Source organism: Sphingomonas sp. 3P27F8 (genome assembly GCF_005502745.1).
GTDB lineage: Bacteria > Pseudomonadota > Alphaproteobacteria > Sphingomonadales > Sphingomonadaceae > Sphingomonas.
Map to the genome: position 1 here is coordinate 184,667 of NZ_SCNL01000005.1, position 13,931 is coordinate 198,597.

General features: G+C 67.5%; 16 protein-coding genes. 2 read left to right on the forward strand and 14 right to left on the reverse strand.

From position 1 onward, the window contains the following. Positions 1-44: 44 nt before the first annotated feature. The 12 genes from traW to FFS35_RS08210 are packed head-to-tail and all read right to left on the reverse strand — an operon-like array spanning position 45 to position 9,569. Complete coding sequence (gene traW / locus FFS35_RS08160; protein WP_096614192.1) at positions 45-686, reverse strand: type-F conjugative transfer system protein TraW; 642 nt, start codon at positions 684-686, stop codon at positions 45-47. Further along, the gene (locus FFS35_RS08165) at positions 683-1,219 is read right to left on the reverse strand and encodes a S26 family signal peptidase (protein WP_096614190.1); all 537 of its coding nucleotides are present in this window, start codon (positions 1,217-1,219) and stop codon (positions 683-685) included. The genes traW and FFS35_RS08165 overlap by 4 nt, the downstream gene beginning before the upstream one ends. Beyond that, positions 1,206-1,604, reverse strand: a complete 399-nt coding sequence (locus FFS35_RS08170; RefSeq protein WP_171007561.1) for a TrbI F-type domain-containing protein — start codon at positions 1,602-1,604, stop codon at positions 1,206-1,208. The genes FFS35_RS08165 and FFS35_RS08170 overlap by 14 nt, the downstream gene beginning before the upstream one ends. Beyond that, positions 1,597-1,956 (reverse strand): hypothetical protein, encoded by a 360-nt coding sequence (locus tag FFS35_RS19960; protein WP_171007562.1) that lies wholly within the window; start codon positions 1,954-1,956, stop codon positions 1,597-1,599. Before FFS35_RS19960 ends, FFS35_RS08170 begins: the two co-directional genes overlap by 8 nt. Beyond that, positions 1,949-4,522, reverse strand: coding sequence for a type IV secretion system protein TraC (traC, locus tag FFS35_RS08175; RefSeq protein ID WP_096614186.1), 2,574 nt, complete (start codon positions 4,520-4,522; stop codon positions 1,949-1,951). Before traC ends, FFS35_RS19960 begins: the two co-directional genes overlap by 8 nt. Continuing rightward, positions 4,519-5,340, reverse strand: a complete 822-nt coding sequence (locus FFS35_RS08180; RefSeq protein ID WP_096614184.1) for a TraV family lipoprotein — start codon at positions 5,338-5,340, stop codon at positions 4,519-4,521. The genes traC and FFS35_RS08180 overlap by 4 nt, the downstream gene beginning before the upstream one ends. Further along, a complete protein-coding gene (locus tag FFS35_RS08185) occupies positions 5,337-6,221 on the reverse strand; it encodes a DsbC family protein (RefSeq protein ID WP_096614182.1) in 885 nt (294 codons plus the stop codon). Before FFS35_RS08185 ends, FFS35_RS08180 begins: the two co-directional genes overlap by 4 nt. Next, positions 6,218-7,546 carry a TrbI/VirB10 family protein gene (locus FFS35_RS08190; RefSeq protein ID WP_096614180.1) on the reverse strand — a complete coding sequence of 443 codons (1,329 nt, stop codon included), beginning with the start codon at positions 7,544-7,546 and terminating at the stop codon, positions 6,218-6,220. The genes FFS35_RS08185 and FFS35_RS08190 overlap by 4 nt, the downstream gene beginning before the upstream one ends. Next, positions 7,543-8,355, reverse strand: coding sequence for a type-F conjugative transfer system secretin TraK (locus FFS35_RS08195; RefSeq protein WP_096614178.1), 813 nt, complete (start codon positions 8,353-8,355; stop codon positions 7,543-7,545). Before FFS35_RS08195 ends, FFS35_RS08190 begins: the two co-directional genes overlap by 4 nt. Then, positions 8,352-8,918, reverse strand: coding sequence for a type IV conjugative transfer system protein TraE (locus tag FFS35_RS08200; protein ID WP_096614176.1), 567 nt, complete (start codon positions 8,916-8,918; stop codon positions 8,352-8,354). The genes FFS35_RS08195 and FFS35_RS08200 overlap by 4 nt, the downstream gene beginning before the upstream one ends. A 13-nt stretch (positions 8,919-8,931) precedes the next feature. Next, complete coding sequence (gene traL / locus FFS35_RS08205) at positions 8,932-9,219, reverse strand: type IV conjugative transfer system protein TraL (RefSeq protein WP_096614174.1); 288 nt, start codon at positions 9,217-9,219, stop codon at positions 8,932-8,934. 26 nt (positions 9,220-9,245) lie between these two features. Continuing rightward, positions 9,246-9,569, reverse strand: a complete 324-nt coding sequence (locus FFS35_RS08210) for a hypothetical protein (protein ID WP_096614172.1) — start codon at positions 9,567-9,569, stop codon at positions 9,246-9,248. Between the two features lie 399 nt (positions 9,570-9,968). Between FFS35_RS08210 and FFS35_RS08215 the strand changes: the two genes are divergently transcribed. Together FFS35_RS08215 and FFS35_RS08220 are read left to right on the forward strand one after the other, a co-directional pair. Then, positions 9,969-10,451: a helix-turn-helix domain-containing protein gene (locus FFS35_RS08215; protein ID WP_096614170.1), complete on the forward strand. Its 483-nt coding sequence runs from the start codon at positions 9,969-9,971 to the stop codon at positions 10,449-10,451. A 257-nt stretch (positions 10,452-10,708) separates the two neighbouring features. Next, complete coding sequence (locus FFS35_RS08220; RefSeq protein ID WP_137786607.1) at positions 10,709-11,140, forward strand: hypothetical protein; 432 nt, start codon at positions 10,709-10,711, stop codon at positions 11,138-11,140. Between the two features lie 456 nt (positions 11,141-11,596). On the opposite strand, the gene FFS35_RS08225 is transcribed toward FFS35_RS08220, so the two are convergent. Both FFS35_RS08225 and FFS35_RS08230 read right to left on the reverse strand, forming a co-directional pair. Beyond that, complete coding sequence (locus FFS35_RS08225) at positions 11,597-12,418, reverse strand: hypothetical protein (RefSeq protein WP_096614164.1); 822 nt, start codon at positions 12,416-12,418, stop codon at positions 11,597-11,599. A gap of 319 nt (positions 12,419-12,737) precedes the next feature. Further along, positions 12,738-13,772 (reverse strand): hypothetical protein, encoded by a 1,035-nt coding sequence (locus tag FFS35_RS08230; protein ID WP_096614162.1) that lies wholly within the window; start codon positions 13,770-13,772, stop codon positions 12,738-12,740. Positions 13,773-13,931 lie beyond the last annotated feature (159 nt).

The following is a 13,931-nucleotide window of genomic DNA, read 5'->3' on the forward strand; positions in this document are numbered from 1 at the left end:
GCGCCGAGCCGACGCGGCGAGCCACTCGCGATTGCTCGTCGCAGTCACTTTCGATCTCCTTTTGTTCCCCGGACCACCAGCTCGCGGACAGCGAGGAGGCGGCCCTGCTGCTCGACCACGGCCGGCACGGCGCGGATGCCGAAATGCCGGGTGAGTGTGCCCTGCTGGTCGAAGTAGAAGCGGCGCTGCTCCGCCTTCATCAGCGCGAAGGGTGAGCCGGCGACTAGGATCAGCTTGGCGCTGAGCGCGGTGGTCGTGGTTCTCGCCCAGGCGACCTGGCTCGCATCGTCGCCGTTGATGAACACGAGGCGCTGGCGCAGCGGCACCGTGTCGAGCGGATTCACGCGCGTTCCCGCCGCGACGATGACCCGGCCGCGGGCATCGCGCAGGTCCTGCCGTACGGTGATCGTCGGATCGAAGCGCCAGCGCCGCTCCTCGGTCGCCGTCTCGATACCCGCTACGGCCGCCGGGCGTCGGACCTTGGCAGCGGTCCGCTCGGCCAGCGCCTGGTTGGCGCGATCGATCTCACCGCTGGCCTGCATGGTCACCAGCCGCTTCTGGATGACGGATAGCAGGTCTGCCTCGATGACGGGGAAAATGGCGCCCTGCTGGCCATAGTCGCGTGCGCTCGCCGGCACGGAAGCGGCGAGGACTGCCACGGCGAGCGGGAGATGGCGCGCGCTCACAGGATCGCCCTTCCGACGCCGATCAGCTGACGCCCGCAGATCCAGCCGATCAGGGCATAGCGGCTGTCGAAGCTGTCCCTGTTCGGCGTCGCCACGAAGTAGCAGCCGCGCGGCACCGTGCCCGTCGGGCCGATGTCGAGCGGCTCGCCGCGCAGCGTCCTCGGCTTGGCGAGCGCGACCGGACGGCCGTTGACGAGGAACAAGCGGCCACGGCGGGTCACTTCGTCACCGCCCACGCCATAGACGATCTTGCCGAACGGCTGGTGCTCGCGTCCAAAATGACGCTCGAGCAAAGCGCTCTCCGGTGGTTCGAAGAACACATAGTCGCCGCGCCGGGGCACACGATGTCGTTCGACCAGGAAGGCCCAGTTCGGCAGGCTGGTGCTCTGGTTGACGAGGAAGACGTGCGTCTCGCTCCAGCTCGCCAGGCCGGCATAGCCGGTGCCCGCGACCGCTATCCCTAGCAGCACGCCCCAGCGCCGCCGTCGTGCAGGCGACCAGAAGCGCGGATCGGTGCGATCAGCGGTCGCCACGCTCGGCCTCCATCGCGCGGGTGACGCGGGTGCGGACCTCGGCGGTCCAATCGTCAACCGAGCGGCCGAGCGTGGCCTCGGAGACGAGGACGGTGGTGCCACCTTTCCCCAGCTCGGCCACCGCCTTGTTGATCGCGGCAAGATAGGTCGCAGTGCGACGGGCGGACTGTTCGGCCGTGCCGCCGTTGCGCGCCTCGGCGGCGACGAAGTCCTCGACCAGCCGTGACAGGCTGACCGACACGATCCGGCGCTGCTGAAGATCGATCAGCGTCCGCGTGGCCCAGGCAGCCCAGAGCAGCGCGGCGGCGATGAGGATGGCGCCGAGCACGCGTGCGACGGGCCAGCCGGCGATGGTGCGCTGGCGAAGCGACGCACGCTCAGCCATGCCGGCCACCACGCGCCAGCTCGCGGCGCAGCTTGCCGGCAAAGGCCGGCAGACGCGCGATGACGAGCACGCCGACGAGGCCCAGGAACAGGGCAAGCAGCTGCCGGTCGAAGTGCGCCCGCGCTGCCGGATCGGCGAACAGATAATGGGTCGACAGGTTCTGCACATGCGCGAAGAACCGCAGCGGGCGCCCGTCCGCGGCGACGATCAGGAAGGCGAGCAGCACGCCGAGCGCGGCCAGCACGGTGCCGGCGACCCATAGGGTAACGCTGAGCCCGATGTGGCAGGCGTCGGCTGCGAGGCGATGTGCGCGGGCGAGCCGGGCCTGCAGAGGGTGCTTGGGATCAGCCATGACGAGGCTCCGGGCGAGAGGGATCGGCGTCGCCGCGCGCGACGGCGTCGATCGCGTCGGCAATCGGTTCGCCCGCCGCGACCCGCCGCTCGATCGCGGCATAGGTGTCGGGCGAGGAGGAGAAGACGGTGGCCGAGAAGCGGTCGAGCACGAGCCTTCCGATGGCCTGACACTCGGGGCCGCGGATGAAGACCTCGGAATATTCCGACCCCGAGCGCTTCAGCGAGCGGATCAAACCTTCGGTCCGGTCGTCCATGTCGAGCCGCGCGGACTTGCGCAGGTCTGCGATCGTCTCCGGCTTCTGCTGAAGCACCAGCATCCAGTCCGAGTTCTCGAGCGCGGCGGTCGCCCCGTCGGACTTGTAAAAGTCGTTGAGCGACTGAGTGGCGGTGCAGAGCGCGCCGCCATATTTGCGCGCGGTGCGGGCATAGGTCTCGACAAAGTCGGACATCGACCCGCCCTTGAGCATGGACCAGGCCTCGTCGATCAGCAGCAGCTTCTTCACCGACCGCGGGCTGCGCGTCATCGCCTGCCCCGTCATGAACATGATCGCGGTCAGGACGACCGAGCGGAGCTCCTCCCGCGTGGCGAGGTCGGACATCTCGAAGACGGTGAAGTCCGCCTCGAGCCGAAGCGTGGCCTCGCCGTTGAAGAACCCGCCATAGGTCCCGCCGGCGCGAAACGGACCCATGGCGATGGCGAGATTGGCAGCGTCCGCGTTGCCAGTGGCTTCGAGCGCATGCGCAACGGCTTCGACCGAGCCAGCCCGGCCCTGCTCTTCCCAGACCCGGTTCACCGCCTGGTCGATCAGGCCGCGCTCGGTGTCGGTGAGCCGATCGACGAAGCGGGCCATCTGGCCCACGATCGCCTTCAGCATCGCCATGCAGTCGAGGCGGTAGTCTTCGTCGTCGGCGACGCGGGTCGCATCGACCATCGAGAACGGATTGAGGCAGAAGCCGCTCGCCAGCGTGAACTCGATGAACCTTCCGCCCTGCAGCCGGCAGCTGTTCATGAAGGAGCGGCCATCGTCGATCACGACGACCTTGGCGCCCGCACCGCACAGGCTCGCGCACATCTCCTGCAGCAGCACCGACTTGCCCGAGCCCGACTTGCCGAGGATCGCGACATTGTGGTTGCCGGCGCCGTTCTCGAACGGCGACCAGAAGAAGGGCTGGCCGCGGCGGCCGAGAAACAGGAGGTGCGGGACCGCGCCGCCGAGATACTCGCCCTGCATCGGTGCGATGTTGGCCGCCGTGGTCGACAGCATCGTGCGCATGCGCCGGCATCGCTCGAGGTCCGCCGCCAGCCCGTCGGCGAGCGTCAGTGGCATCGCCGCGAGCAGGCCCTGCACCTGGAGGAAGCGCTCGTCGGCGAGATCCCAGCCTGCCGCCTTGTAGAGCGACTTGACCATGCGCTCGTTGCGATCGCCATCGCCGACTGGCGAGAAGGTGGTGACACCGTAGAAGGCGCGGACCAGCCGCCTGCCCTCCTGCAGCTGCGCCTGCACCTCGCGCCACTCGGCCGCCTGCTCGCGCAGCTTGGGGACGTAGCGCGCCGACTTGCCCTCGGAGAGGCTGGTCGTGCGCAGGAACTTCATGCCAGCCCTTGTCGAGGCGGCTTCCTGGTCGGGGTAGACGAGGCAGAGGATCGTCGCCGCCGGACATGGGAAACGAAGCTTGTCGGTGAACAGGTCGCCGATCAGCCGCGCCGTCTCCCAGGGCGTCCAGCGCACCGGCATGTTGCGCACGCCGAAGTGCCGAACGTCGAACCGGTCCGGGTAGATCTCGCCGATCTCGGGCGCCTCGCCGTCATGGCCGCCGGTCGGCCGGAACCGCTCGGTCCGCAGCAGCATCCGGCTCTCCTCGACGGTCAGTTCGATGTCGCGGCGGATCGCCTGGTCGGCGATCGGATCGAGCGGGTTGTAGTCGACCGCATCGTCGCCGCTCGCCGTCGTCGGCGAGGTCAGGTCATCGACAAAGGCGATGAGCTCGACCGGATCGACATCGAGCGCGGGCACGTCGAGCGAGCGGAGCACGCCCACCAGACTGTCCCTGACCGCGATCAGCTCCTCCTTGGAGGTGCCGCCGTTCGCGGGCACGCCGACCGACACCAGCAGCTGATGGTGGCGGGCATGGAACGGGGCGGCGCCCGAGCCGCTCGTCCAGACCAGATCGTAGAGGCACTGGGTGCGGGCGCGCGCGATCTGCTCGTAGACGCCGCCGCGGGCGTAGCGGGGCGCGAACCAGGGCGCGATGTTGCGGCTGATCCGTGGTGACGCCCAGTGGACGATCTGCACACAGGCGCCCGCCGGCAGCCCCTCGGAGAGGAACTGCCCGAGCAGGTCGCCGACCCGCTCGTCGGCACCGACCAGCGGCGCGACGTTGAGGATGAAGCCGGAGGAACGCGCGTTGAGGTAGAGCCGGGTGGACGGCTCGTAGACGCGGTACGGCAGGAAGCTCGACAGCATGTCGAGGCCCAGCACCGGCCGCGCACCCTCGCTCTCCTCGGCATCGCCGAAGAGGCCGGTGAGCAGCGAGCCGGTGAACGTCTTGAGCGAGAGGTTCATCGCGGTTGCTCCTCGCCGGCAGGCGCGCTGAACAAGCTGCCGTCCAGGTCGGTCGGCGGCGTCGGCTGGATCGGCCGGGCTCCGAGCCGAGACAGGTTGGGCGTGGCGAGCGCGCGGAGGCGTGCCTGTGCTGCCGCCGCGTCGCCCTGCGGCAGCACCACCTTGCCCGCCGGCAACGCCGGCGGAGTCCCGACGGTCGGTGCGGCAGGCACGTCCTTGGCGGCAGGCACCGCGGCGCCGATCCGGTGCCCGGCGCGCGCGGCTGCGAGCGATGCCGCAGTCGGCGCGCCGGGATCGACCGCGCGGGGCAACGCGGCCGAACTGAAAGGGTGAGGGGCTTGAGCGGGAGTGGTCTCAAGCCCCTCGATCACCGGTGCCGAAGCACCGGCGACCGCCTCGCGCAGGGAGGAAGGGGCGGGACTGCGCGAGATCTCGGAAGAGGAGACAGGGTCGGCGGTGGACGCGAAGGTCCAGGCAGGCTGTTCGACTACGGCATGGACGGTGGCGGCGTCGTGCAGCACGCCCGCCTCGTCGACATGCGCGGGCAGCAGGATGGACAGCATGCGCTCGCCGGTGCGGACGGCGACGCTCCCGCCCCCGCCCGTTCGGGCGGGCTGCCGGTCGACCGCCGCTGCCGCCGCGGCACCCTCCTCGTCGACTTGGCCGATCGCGGCCGCGTCGATCTTGGTCATGGGCGCGCAGGTCCCGGCCGGCGCCCGGCAGGTGAAGTCGCCTTTCACCGTGCCGCCAAGTGTCGTGCAGCCGCCAAGCGTGGCTGCACCGGCGAGGAGCAGCGCCAGATAGAGAGACCGGATCATGCCCGACCTCCCGCCACAAAGGCCTTGAGCTGCTCGGCCGTGTGGAAGCCTTGCAGCACCGCACCGTCGGCGCGGATGATCACCGGCGTGCCGCCGAAGCCGTGCTTGCGGGCGAACGCCTCATTGGCGTCGAGCCCCGACACGTCGCACTTGCGCCCTGCGGCGATCGCCTGGTCGGCATAAGCCGCATGCGCAGCGGCTGCCGGATCGGCCGCGCAGAGCACCGCCTCCGAGAGCTTGCGGCTCTCCGCACCGAAGATCGAGATCGGCCGCTCCTCGACGCGCGCGCCCATGCGGGCGAGCTCGGCCGAGAGCTTACGGCAATAGCCGCAGTGGAAATCGCTGAGCACGACGAGCTTGGGCCCGTTCGCCGGCCCCCAGTGCACCGCCCCGCCTGCCGGAAGCTGGGCGAGGTCGACCTTCGCGGCCGCGGGCGTCGCGGCGGCGGGCTGCGCGTCGTCATCGTCGCGCCGACCCGCCGCACCCGCTGCGAGCATGTCCGGGTTGAGCTCGAGGAGCCGCGTCGCGGTGACGTCGCTCCGCGTCTCCATGTCGTAGAGCCGCCCGATCATGAGGAAGCGCGCGCTCCGGTCGACGTAGAAGAGCGTCGTCCCGGCCACGACCTCGCACAGGCCGCCGAAGCGACTGCAGTCGATCGCGCCGATGCGGGTCTTCGGCAGCCGCAGCTTGAGCGCCTCGCGCACCAAGCCGGTGTCGACGCTGGCGATGGCCGGCGCCGCGGCATGGACGCTCTTGGCGACGACGCCGGCGCCCATGCCGACGACGAGCGACGCCGAGGCCAGCAGGCTCCAGAACGGAATACCTTCCATGCGGCGCATCCTGGCCAGCTCATGGCCAAGACGAGTGTCAGCAGAGATCATTGGGAGTTCCTCACATAGACGCCGTCGAGGAAGACGATCTCGACATCGATGCCGGTCGGCATCTCCACGACTGGCTGATATTGTTCGGCGCGCTCGATCAGATACTTGGACACAGTGTCCGAGGCGTCGGCGACGCCCTGACCGAGACCGCCCTGGACGATGTCGCCGCCGGACAGCTGCTGGCGCTTGCCGTCGACGCCATTGGTGATCCCGGAGAAGACGCTGTTGGCGTTGGCCGAGAAGCCGCGGCCGAAGCCGCCGACAATGCCGGCGATCAGCGCCTGGCTGACGAGACTGCCCTCGCGGCTGACAACGCGGCCGCGCACACCGGTCTTGCCGGCGAAGCTGATGAAGCCCTTGACCTCGCTGACCGCGACCCGCCCGCCGGGCTGGTCGCAGGTCATTTTCTGGAGCTTCACATAAACCTTCTCGGCCGAGAGATCGCCGCGCGCCGCACCGTTAACGACGCAGCCCTGGATGCGCGTCGTGAGCAGCTTGCCGTCCTTGACGACCGAGCGCGCAGGGCCCGTGATCCGAAGCACGACCGGCAGCGGATCGGTCTGGCTGGCGACGCCCGCCGAGGCGTCCACGCCGACGATCACGCGCGCCGGCGCATAGCTGTTGGGCGGCAGGTAGTCGGGACTGTCCTCAATCTCGATCGCAGGCGCAGTCGGCCGACCAGCGCGCAGGCCGGTCTTGGCCGTGCCGGCGCCTTCCGTTGGCCCGCTCGTGAACGAGACGGTCTTCACCTGTCGTTCGGCGCGAGGCGAGAGCGCGGCGCCCTGCGGTCCACCGTTGTTCGGGTCGAGCGGCGATCCCGACGGGATCGACGGATCGCGTGACGCGAGCGGTGCGGGCGGCGGCGCGGCTGCCTGGGTCTGTGCGCGCGTGAGCTCGCCGCGCAGCGTCGTATTCTCCTGCGTCAGCGCGTCGATCGTCTTGGTGCCGTCGGTCTTGAGCGCCTGGTTCTCCGCCGAGAGCGCGTCGAGCCTGGTCTGGACCTCGGGCGCGACCGCCCTGCTTTCCTCGAGCGCCTTCAGCTGGCGCGCCTGCGCATCCAGCCGGTTGCCGTAGATCGCGACGAACTCCTTCTGGCTAAGGTCGCGATTGACGATGCCGTCGGTCTCGATCTTCTGCGGCGCGTCGGCGGCCGGCGTGTGATCGCCGGTGCTGCCGAACACGAACCAGAGCGCGAGCATCGCAGCCGAGCCGCCGCCGCCGAGCAGCAGCATGCGCTGGCGTGCCCGCGTCTTGGCGTTGAGCGCGCCCAAGGGCGTGGCGCTTTCCTGGCCGGAGCCGCCCTGAGGGGTGACAGCCTCGCTCATGCGCCGGCACTCCCGTCGAGCACGACGTAGAGCGTCGTTGCCTGCTGCGGGCCGAGTTCGCGATCGGCGACGCTGACCGCGAGGCTCCCGGCCGGCGTCAGCTGCGCCGGGTCGACCGGGACCGTCTTGGCACCGCGGTTGTCGATCCGCAGCACGCGGCCGGTGAGTGCGCCGCCCCGGTACTCGGCCACGAGGCGTACGCTGAGGTCACCGACGCGCGTCGGTGCTGCGGCGACCTGCCGCATGACATAGCCGTCGGGCGCGCTGTTCGCCGCCATTGCCTGGACGAGGCGCACCGCCGCATCGCGCGGGCCGGTCTTCGCTTCCCAGGCCTGTGCCCGCTCGCCGGCGATCGCCGGGTTCGAGACGAAAATCTGCTCGGCCTCGGGTCCGCCGATCGAGCAGGCGAATTTGTAGACATAGCCCTTGCGGGTGGTGGCGAAGAAGCTCAGCCGACCCGGTGCGAAGCCTTCGGGCACCGACAGGTAGATGTCACCACGGACCGGCTCGTTGGTGACGGTGAAGTCGTTGTACGGGTAGCCGGTCGTGATCTTGCTGACGCTCGCGAAGGCGTCGCCGACCAGGCTGATCCGGGTCAGCTCATGGTTCGAGACCACGCAGTCCACCTGCGCATTGTCGGCAGCCTGACGATATTGGTCGGCCCAGGCCGGCGTCGCGGCGAGAGCGATGGCAGCGCCGATCAGCGCGAGTCCGAGCGGCTTCAGGGTGAGGTCGCGCGGCCGGGTCGTGCCGGCGGCGAAGGTGACCGTGCCCGCCCCGAGCAGGCAGGCGGGTGTCGCGGCGATCATTGGAGCGCCTCCTTGTTCGTGGGGATGAGCGCGAAGCTCGAGAGCGAGAGGCGCAGGCCCGCATAGGTCCAGCCGAACCGGAACCGCTTCTTCTCGCTGGCGATGACCTGACCGCCGACGAAGGTCTTGAGGTCGCCGTCAACGGTCGAACTGAGACCTTTGGGATCGACCGTCAGGCCGGTGATGACGAATGCCTGGCTCAGATCGGAGCCGCGCTGCTCGGTGACGATCTTGACCAGCTCAGCCTTGAGCGCACCGTAGGCGGCGGGATCGGCCACCTTCAGGATCTGCTCCATCCAATAGTCGAGACCGGTCGGCGAGCGGTTGAGCAGCATCAGCGCGACGTCGCGGGTGACGAGCTCGAGATAGTCGGACGAGACGCCCGACGAGCTGATCGCCAGCGGCCGCGTCGAGAGCGGCTGCAGGATGATCTCGCGGTCCCTGGATCCGAGCGCCGTCAACAGCGCGAGGTTGGCCAGGAACGACGCCGCCGCGGCGACGACGAGGACCTTGCGCTGCCGCAGCAGCGATTGGGTGCGCTGGTGCGCGATATCGGATAGCATGGAGCCCCTCCCCTCAGCCGGCGAGCCGGCGGCAGTGGGAGGGCGGCGTCGCACGCAGTCGGACGAAGCTTGCCCCCAGGTACCAGTAGGCCGCGTGGATGATCCAGGAACTGGCCCGGCCAGCCTTGGCCTTGCGAAGCGCGAACCACGCTCCTCCGGCACCCACGAGACCCAGCAGGATGTGCTGGGAGAAGATGCCCCAGGCGAACGGCGCCGCGAGCCCCAGGAATTCGTCCAGGGTCCAAAGGCCGATGAGCTCCGGATCGTCGAGCCGCCGGGGAACAATATACTTGTCCGACATGGTGTGAGCCGCCCTCGCCGCCGCGATCAGATGATCGCGGTCACGGTGGAGGTGACGATCGGCACGCCGGTGCCGACGCCGATGCCGACGGCGACGGGGATCGCCACCTGCCCGAGCGTGAACCGGCCGGACGCCATGCCGATGATGCCGCCGGCCAGGCTGAGCACGGCGATGATCTTGCCGCCGGAGCCCTCCAGAAAGTCGGTGAACTTGGTGAGCGCCGGACCGAAGGTCGTGTCGGCGCCGGCATAGGCGGCGCTCGCCACGGCCATGAGGCCGATCGCGGGAATGAGATAATCGCTGGCCCGGCCGAGGCCGGCACGGGTCAGCGGGAGCTTGAGGCTGTGCATCGAGAGCGTCTCCGAGAAGGTGTTCGCCGCGGCCGCATCCCGACCGCACAGCCACCTTCACGCCGCCTCCGGTCGACGCTCAACGAAAAGGAACATCATAGGAACAAAACAGCTGCGCGGTCGCGGATTCCGCGATCACGGTCGCAGCGATCATGTGAAGTTTCCTAGCAGCCCGCGATGAAGCTCGCGGGGGATCGGCAGGGCGTCGCTGGCCGTGCGACAACACTCGCGAATCGCTCTTGGCTGGGTATCTCCGCTACTTAGGCGTCGCTGCAAGCGCTGAGACGCACAAGACTGCAGACCCTCGTCGGCCGGCACGTGCTAGGATGTTCCTATTTTGTTTTCCTACAGGCTATGCGCTTGGTACGTGGCTGCGAATCGATCCTTGGAGATGGAGTCGTGGCAAGCACGAGCAGTTCCGCAGCCCTGTCGTCGACACCGCTGCACATCATCGTCGGCGACCTGGTCGAGCAGACGGGTCTCAGCCAACGTGACCTCGCCGGCAGGGTCGGCATGTCTAAAGATCAGTTCAGCCGCACTTTGAAGGGCACTCGGCACCTCAGTCTGGATGAGGCCGGCGCGATCCTGGCTGCGGCAGGACTGCCTGCGCGCGGTGCCCTCACGCTTGCGATGTTCGACCGGCGCGATCTTGCCAACGAGTGGTCACGCTCAGGGCTTGCCGCGTTCCTCGAGACGCTTGTCGCGGCGCTGCCGGACGCCCTCGTGGCGGAACTCGGAGCCAGCAGCGACCGCGTCGACCCGCGTTGGGGAACGGCGGTGGCGAAGTTCGTCGCGCAGCGGATCGCCAGCCACATCGACGAACTCATCGAGCGAGAGGAGAAGCTCGGTGAGTTCCGGCCTACCGGCGGAATACGTACTTGAATCTAAACAGATTGCCGCCGCCAGAGAGGCCGCCACACGGAACGGGATTTTGAGGGCGGCACGAACGCTCAACGAGATCACGAAAGCCCATGACAGCCGCAGCTCTCTCGCGCGTCGGAGTGGCCGCGCGTTCCGCCAGGCGCGGGGCGCCACGCCGACGTCCCGCAGCCGCACCGCCCCCGCGCTCAGGCATTATCGCCTCAACGCAAACCGATGGCGCACTTGAATTGCGACACGCGTTGCGCGAGGCGTACATCATGAGGAACCTTGCCATCATCGCGCCACTGCTTGTCGCGTTTGTCGGCGGCAGTGCGGCGGGCAAGTCGTTCCACGATCCCATTCCCGAAGCCTTCCGGGGAACATGGGCACCCGCGGCGGCCGACTGCCGCGACGAGGACGGCGTCAACAAAGTTTTTGTCGATGCCGAGAGCGTCAACTACTACGAGGGCAACGACTACCTTCTGATCGGCGTTTCCTTCTCAGGTTCCATGACAAAGCGGAGCGGCAGCGGCGTCCTCTTCAACGGTCGCTTCACTGGACGCACTGAGGCTAACCTACTGGGCGAAAGCAACATCCGCATGGAGATCGATGACCGCGATGCGAACACGATGTATCGCTACCCAATCGGCGATGATGGTGAGCCAATCGCCGCTCGAGAGGTAAAGGACGTGCGCTGCCCTACGAAATAGTTCGTCGTGATTAATCGTTGAGACATCACTGATCGGCGAGCACAATGGGATCGTTTCGCCCGTCTTAAAGGGCCACTACGATCTTTCGGGGTTTCATGTTCATTACCCGAGCCTTTCAGACGTGCCACAATCAAGTTGAGCCGCAACGACCCAGAAGCCGACGTTCAGGTCGCCTTAGCGATTGCCCGAAACCAGACACTCGTTCACAACCTGAACAATTGGGGTCAGCTGCTCGCGCCGCACCCTAACTGCCGATCGAGGCCGCCGCGCTAATCCGGAGACAATCCACACTTGCGATAGGTTTTCAGAATGCGCAACGTGTCATTGCCGTCGATGATGCAGCAGGTCCGCAAGTTGCCGAACTGCTGGGCGAACGACCGCATCATCGCGCGTACAGGGATCTCGATTAGATGGCAGTGCTGGAGCACAAGGATGTCCGCGGGTTCCGCGTATAGCCTAACCACTTGGTCGCCGTTCTTGCCCAGCTCCGCCAAGGTCATCGGCTTGAACTTCGCCGGCCCTTTGAAGGCACGCCGCCGCGTAAGGCTCGCCGTCGACCTTGAGTGCGGAGGTGAACAGGTCCGACTGCTCGCCGCCCCAGTCTTTGGGCACCTCGCCCTCGCCGATCAGTTCAGCGAAGGCCATTTTGACATGGGCCTCGGGGACGCCGCGCAGCGGCATCAGTGCCGCCTGGGTAGTAGCCCGGGGTACGAGACGGATCTCCTGGAACGCGTCAATCTGGCTTGGATGCAGCTCCAGCCGATTGTGCCAGGAAGCCCCGACGAGACTGCGGCCCCCGTCAGCCCAGCTCACGAAGGGCGTGGCGATCGCCCAGGGTAGTGCCGCCACAACATTGGCGTCGATCGCCGTGACGGCCCCGATCACCAGTAGTTGGGCACGGCGGCCGAGTTCGGTCCAAGCGGAGTTTGCGGTGAAATACTCGTGCGAGAAGCGCACCTCGAGCTTAAGACCTGGCCGGAGCGCGTCGAGCTTGGTGTGGATCAGCGCTTGGGGCGGCGGCTGGCGGCGTTCCATCTTCGCCTTGTGCATCGCGGGCACCCCTCGCGAGTAGAAATCGCCGAAGTGAGTGAAGAAGCTGCCGACCGCCAGCTCGTCCGCGGCGACGAGCTGGCCGAGCGTCGGCGGCTTCGCACGCTCGAGCCAGGCCCCGAGCGCGCGCTCGAGGCCAACGGTTGCCGCCAGTTCCCGCAGGTGCGCTGCGGCCGCATCACGATCGCCGACTCCTCCAAGCATCGGCTCAGCCCCAGTCAGGGACATAAGCCGCCGCCGGTTGAGGTACCAACAGCTCAGGTCGTAATCGGGACGGGACGGGTCGGTCACCAACGACAGCTGCGCCGAAGCATTCCACTCGGCAACGGAAATCGTCCGATCCCGACTTCTTGCCCGGTCGTCGCCTCCCTTATTCTGTGGTGTTCGTGCTCCTCCAGCGGGCCAGAGGGAAATCCGTTTTTGCTAGTCGCCCTCTGCAATGCGCTCGGCTTTCGCCTTCTTGCCCCAGCTGCCGCGGCGGCGTGGCAAGTCTCGGCCTCGCGCCCAATAGCCTAACGTCATAGGGGGGCGTACTCGTCCGGGCCGTCTAAATCGTCACCAGGTCGGCGTAGTCCGTCATGGGACCAATCGAAAGGAATAGCGGCTCGAGCGGCGTTCTCGGCCGGACGCTCGGCCGGAACGCTACGCGGACCTCGCGCTGGTAGCCGTAGCCAAAGTGCTTAGCCATTTCCGGTACGGTGAACTTGGAATAATCTCGATACGGGTCATAATAGATGACCGGGCCCTCCAGCGGCTCCCAATCGGGCAGTCGTCCAAGGAAAGTGGAGATGAGGCGCTGCTTGAAGCGCGTCGGATCCCGGATCACGATGGCGGCGTCCGCATCGAAGTCGGTAGGCATCCGGTAGTGAATGTGTTCGCAAAGGCTAAATAGGAAGTAATCCTGGAATACCAGCGGCAGGACGATGTCGTCATTCTCGAACTCGATGCGGTGCCCCTGGAAATCCATGCCAGTCCGTCCGTCCAGACGCTCGCGCCATGTGGGGATAAAGAAGGTCCGGCTCGTCTCGTCGTCGCGTACTGCATCGGAATGGGCGACGTCGTTATAGAGCCCCGCATTGGCGAGCCGCAGGTCACCCGTCGCCAGCATCGGCTCGAGAAACTGCCGCTTGCCATATTTGACGATGATCGGCGTAGAGGGCGCGACGTAGCCCTCGAACATCTTCACGCCCGAGGACTCGCCGTTCTCGAAATACCTGAATAGCGGCGCGCGCGCCGCGGCAACGACTTCATTCGGCGGCCCGCCAGCCGCCCTGTCCGAGTAGTCTTCCAGCAGGTGGGTGAAGACCTGCATATATTCGTCGGTGCGCGTCATCGGCACCGGCGTCAGCTGCCCCTTGGGGCTCAGCTCCATCGCATTCACGAAGACGTTGCGGAAGCGCTCGGCCACCCGCTCGTCGGGCGCACCCAGGAGGTAGGGTCGGGAGAGATAGTCGAGCCTCCACGTTTCGTGCCGCACCAGGGTACCGGCGACGGCCCGCTCCCGGTACTCGCGACGTCGCTGTTCCACACGCTCCGCCCGCTCGCGCAGCTGATTAAGGGTGACCTTCGGCATGCTCTTCATTTAGTGACTACGTCGGCTGGGGCCACTGCTCGCTAGGCGCGTGCCGATCGCCTCCTCAAGCCGCAAGCCGGTTTGTCGCAGGATTGCGAGTCGCCGCTTGCAAACGGCGCGAGACCAAGAAGTAGTCGTTCGAGATGCTCCGGTTACGTCCGAATACCA

Bases quoted from the DNA above. Each gene is read 5' to 3' on its own strand.
- FFS35_RS08170 (WP_171007561.1), bottom strand. From the start codon at position 1,604: ATGGCTGAGCGTGCGTCGCTTCGCCAGCGCACCATCGCCGGCTGGCCC.
- FFS35_RS08225 (WP_096614164.1), bottom strand. From the start codon at position 12,418: ATGTCCCTGACTGGGGCTGAGCCGATGCTTGGAGGAGTCGGCGATCGT.
- FFS35_RS08200 (WP_096614176.1), bottom strand. From the start codon at position 8,918: ATGCTATCCGATATCGCGCACCAGCGCACCCAATCGCTGCTGCGGCAG.
- FFS35_RS08210 (WP_096614172.1), bottom strand. From the start codon at position 9,569: ATGCACAGCCTCAAGCTCCCGCTGACCCGTGCCGGCCTCGGCCGGGCC.
- FFS35_RS08190 (WP_096614180.1), bottom strand. From the start codon at position 7,546: ATGAGCGAGGCTGTCACCCCTCAGGGCGGCTCCGGCCAGGAAAGCGCC.
- FFS35_RS19960 (WP_171007562.1), bottom strand. From the start codon at position 1,956: ATGGCTGATCCCAAGCACCCTCTGCAGGCCCGGCTCGCCCGCGCACAT.
- FFS35_RS08180 (WP_096614184.1), bottom strand. From the start codon at position 5,340: ATGATCCGGTCTCTCTATCTGGCGCTGCTCCTCGCCGGTGCAGCCACG.
- FFS35_RS08230 (WP_096614162.1), bottom strand. From the start codon at position 13,772: ATGAAGAGCATGCCGAAGGTCACCCTTAATCAGCTGCGCGAGCGGGCG.
- FFS35_RS08185 (WP_096614182.1), bottom strand. From the start codon at position 6,221: ATGATCTCTGCTGACACTCGTCTTGGCCATGAGCTGGCCAGGATGCGC.
- FFS35_RS08220 (WP_137786607.1), top strand. From the start codon at position 10,709: ATGAGGAACCTTGCCATCATCGCGCCACTGCTTGTCGCGTTTGTCGGC.
- traC (WP_096614186.1), bottom strand. From the start codon at position 4,522: ATGAACCTCTCGCTCAAGACGTTCACCGGCTCGCTGCTCACCGGCCTC.
- traL (WP_096614174.1), bottom strand. From the start codon at position 9,219: ATGTCGGACAAGTATATTGTTCCCCGGCGGCTCGACGATCCGGAGCTC.
- FFS35_RS08195 (WP_096614178.1), bottom strand. From the start codon at position 8,355: ATGATCGCCGCGACACCCGCCTGCCTGCTCGGGGCGGGCACGGTCACC.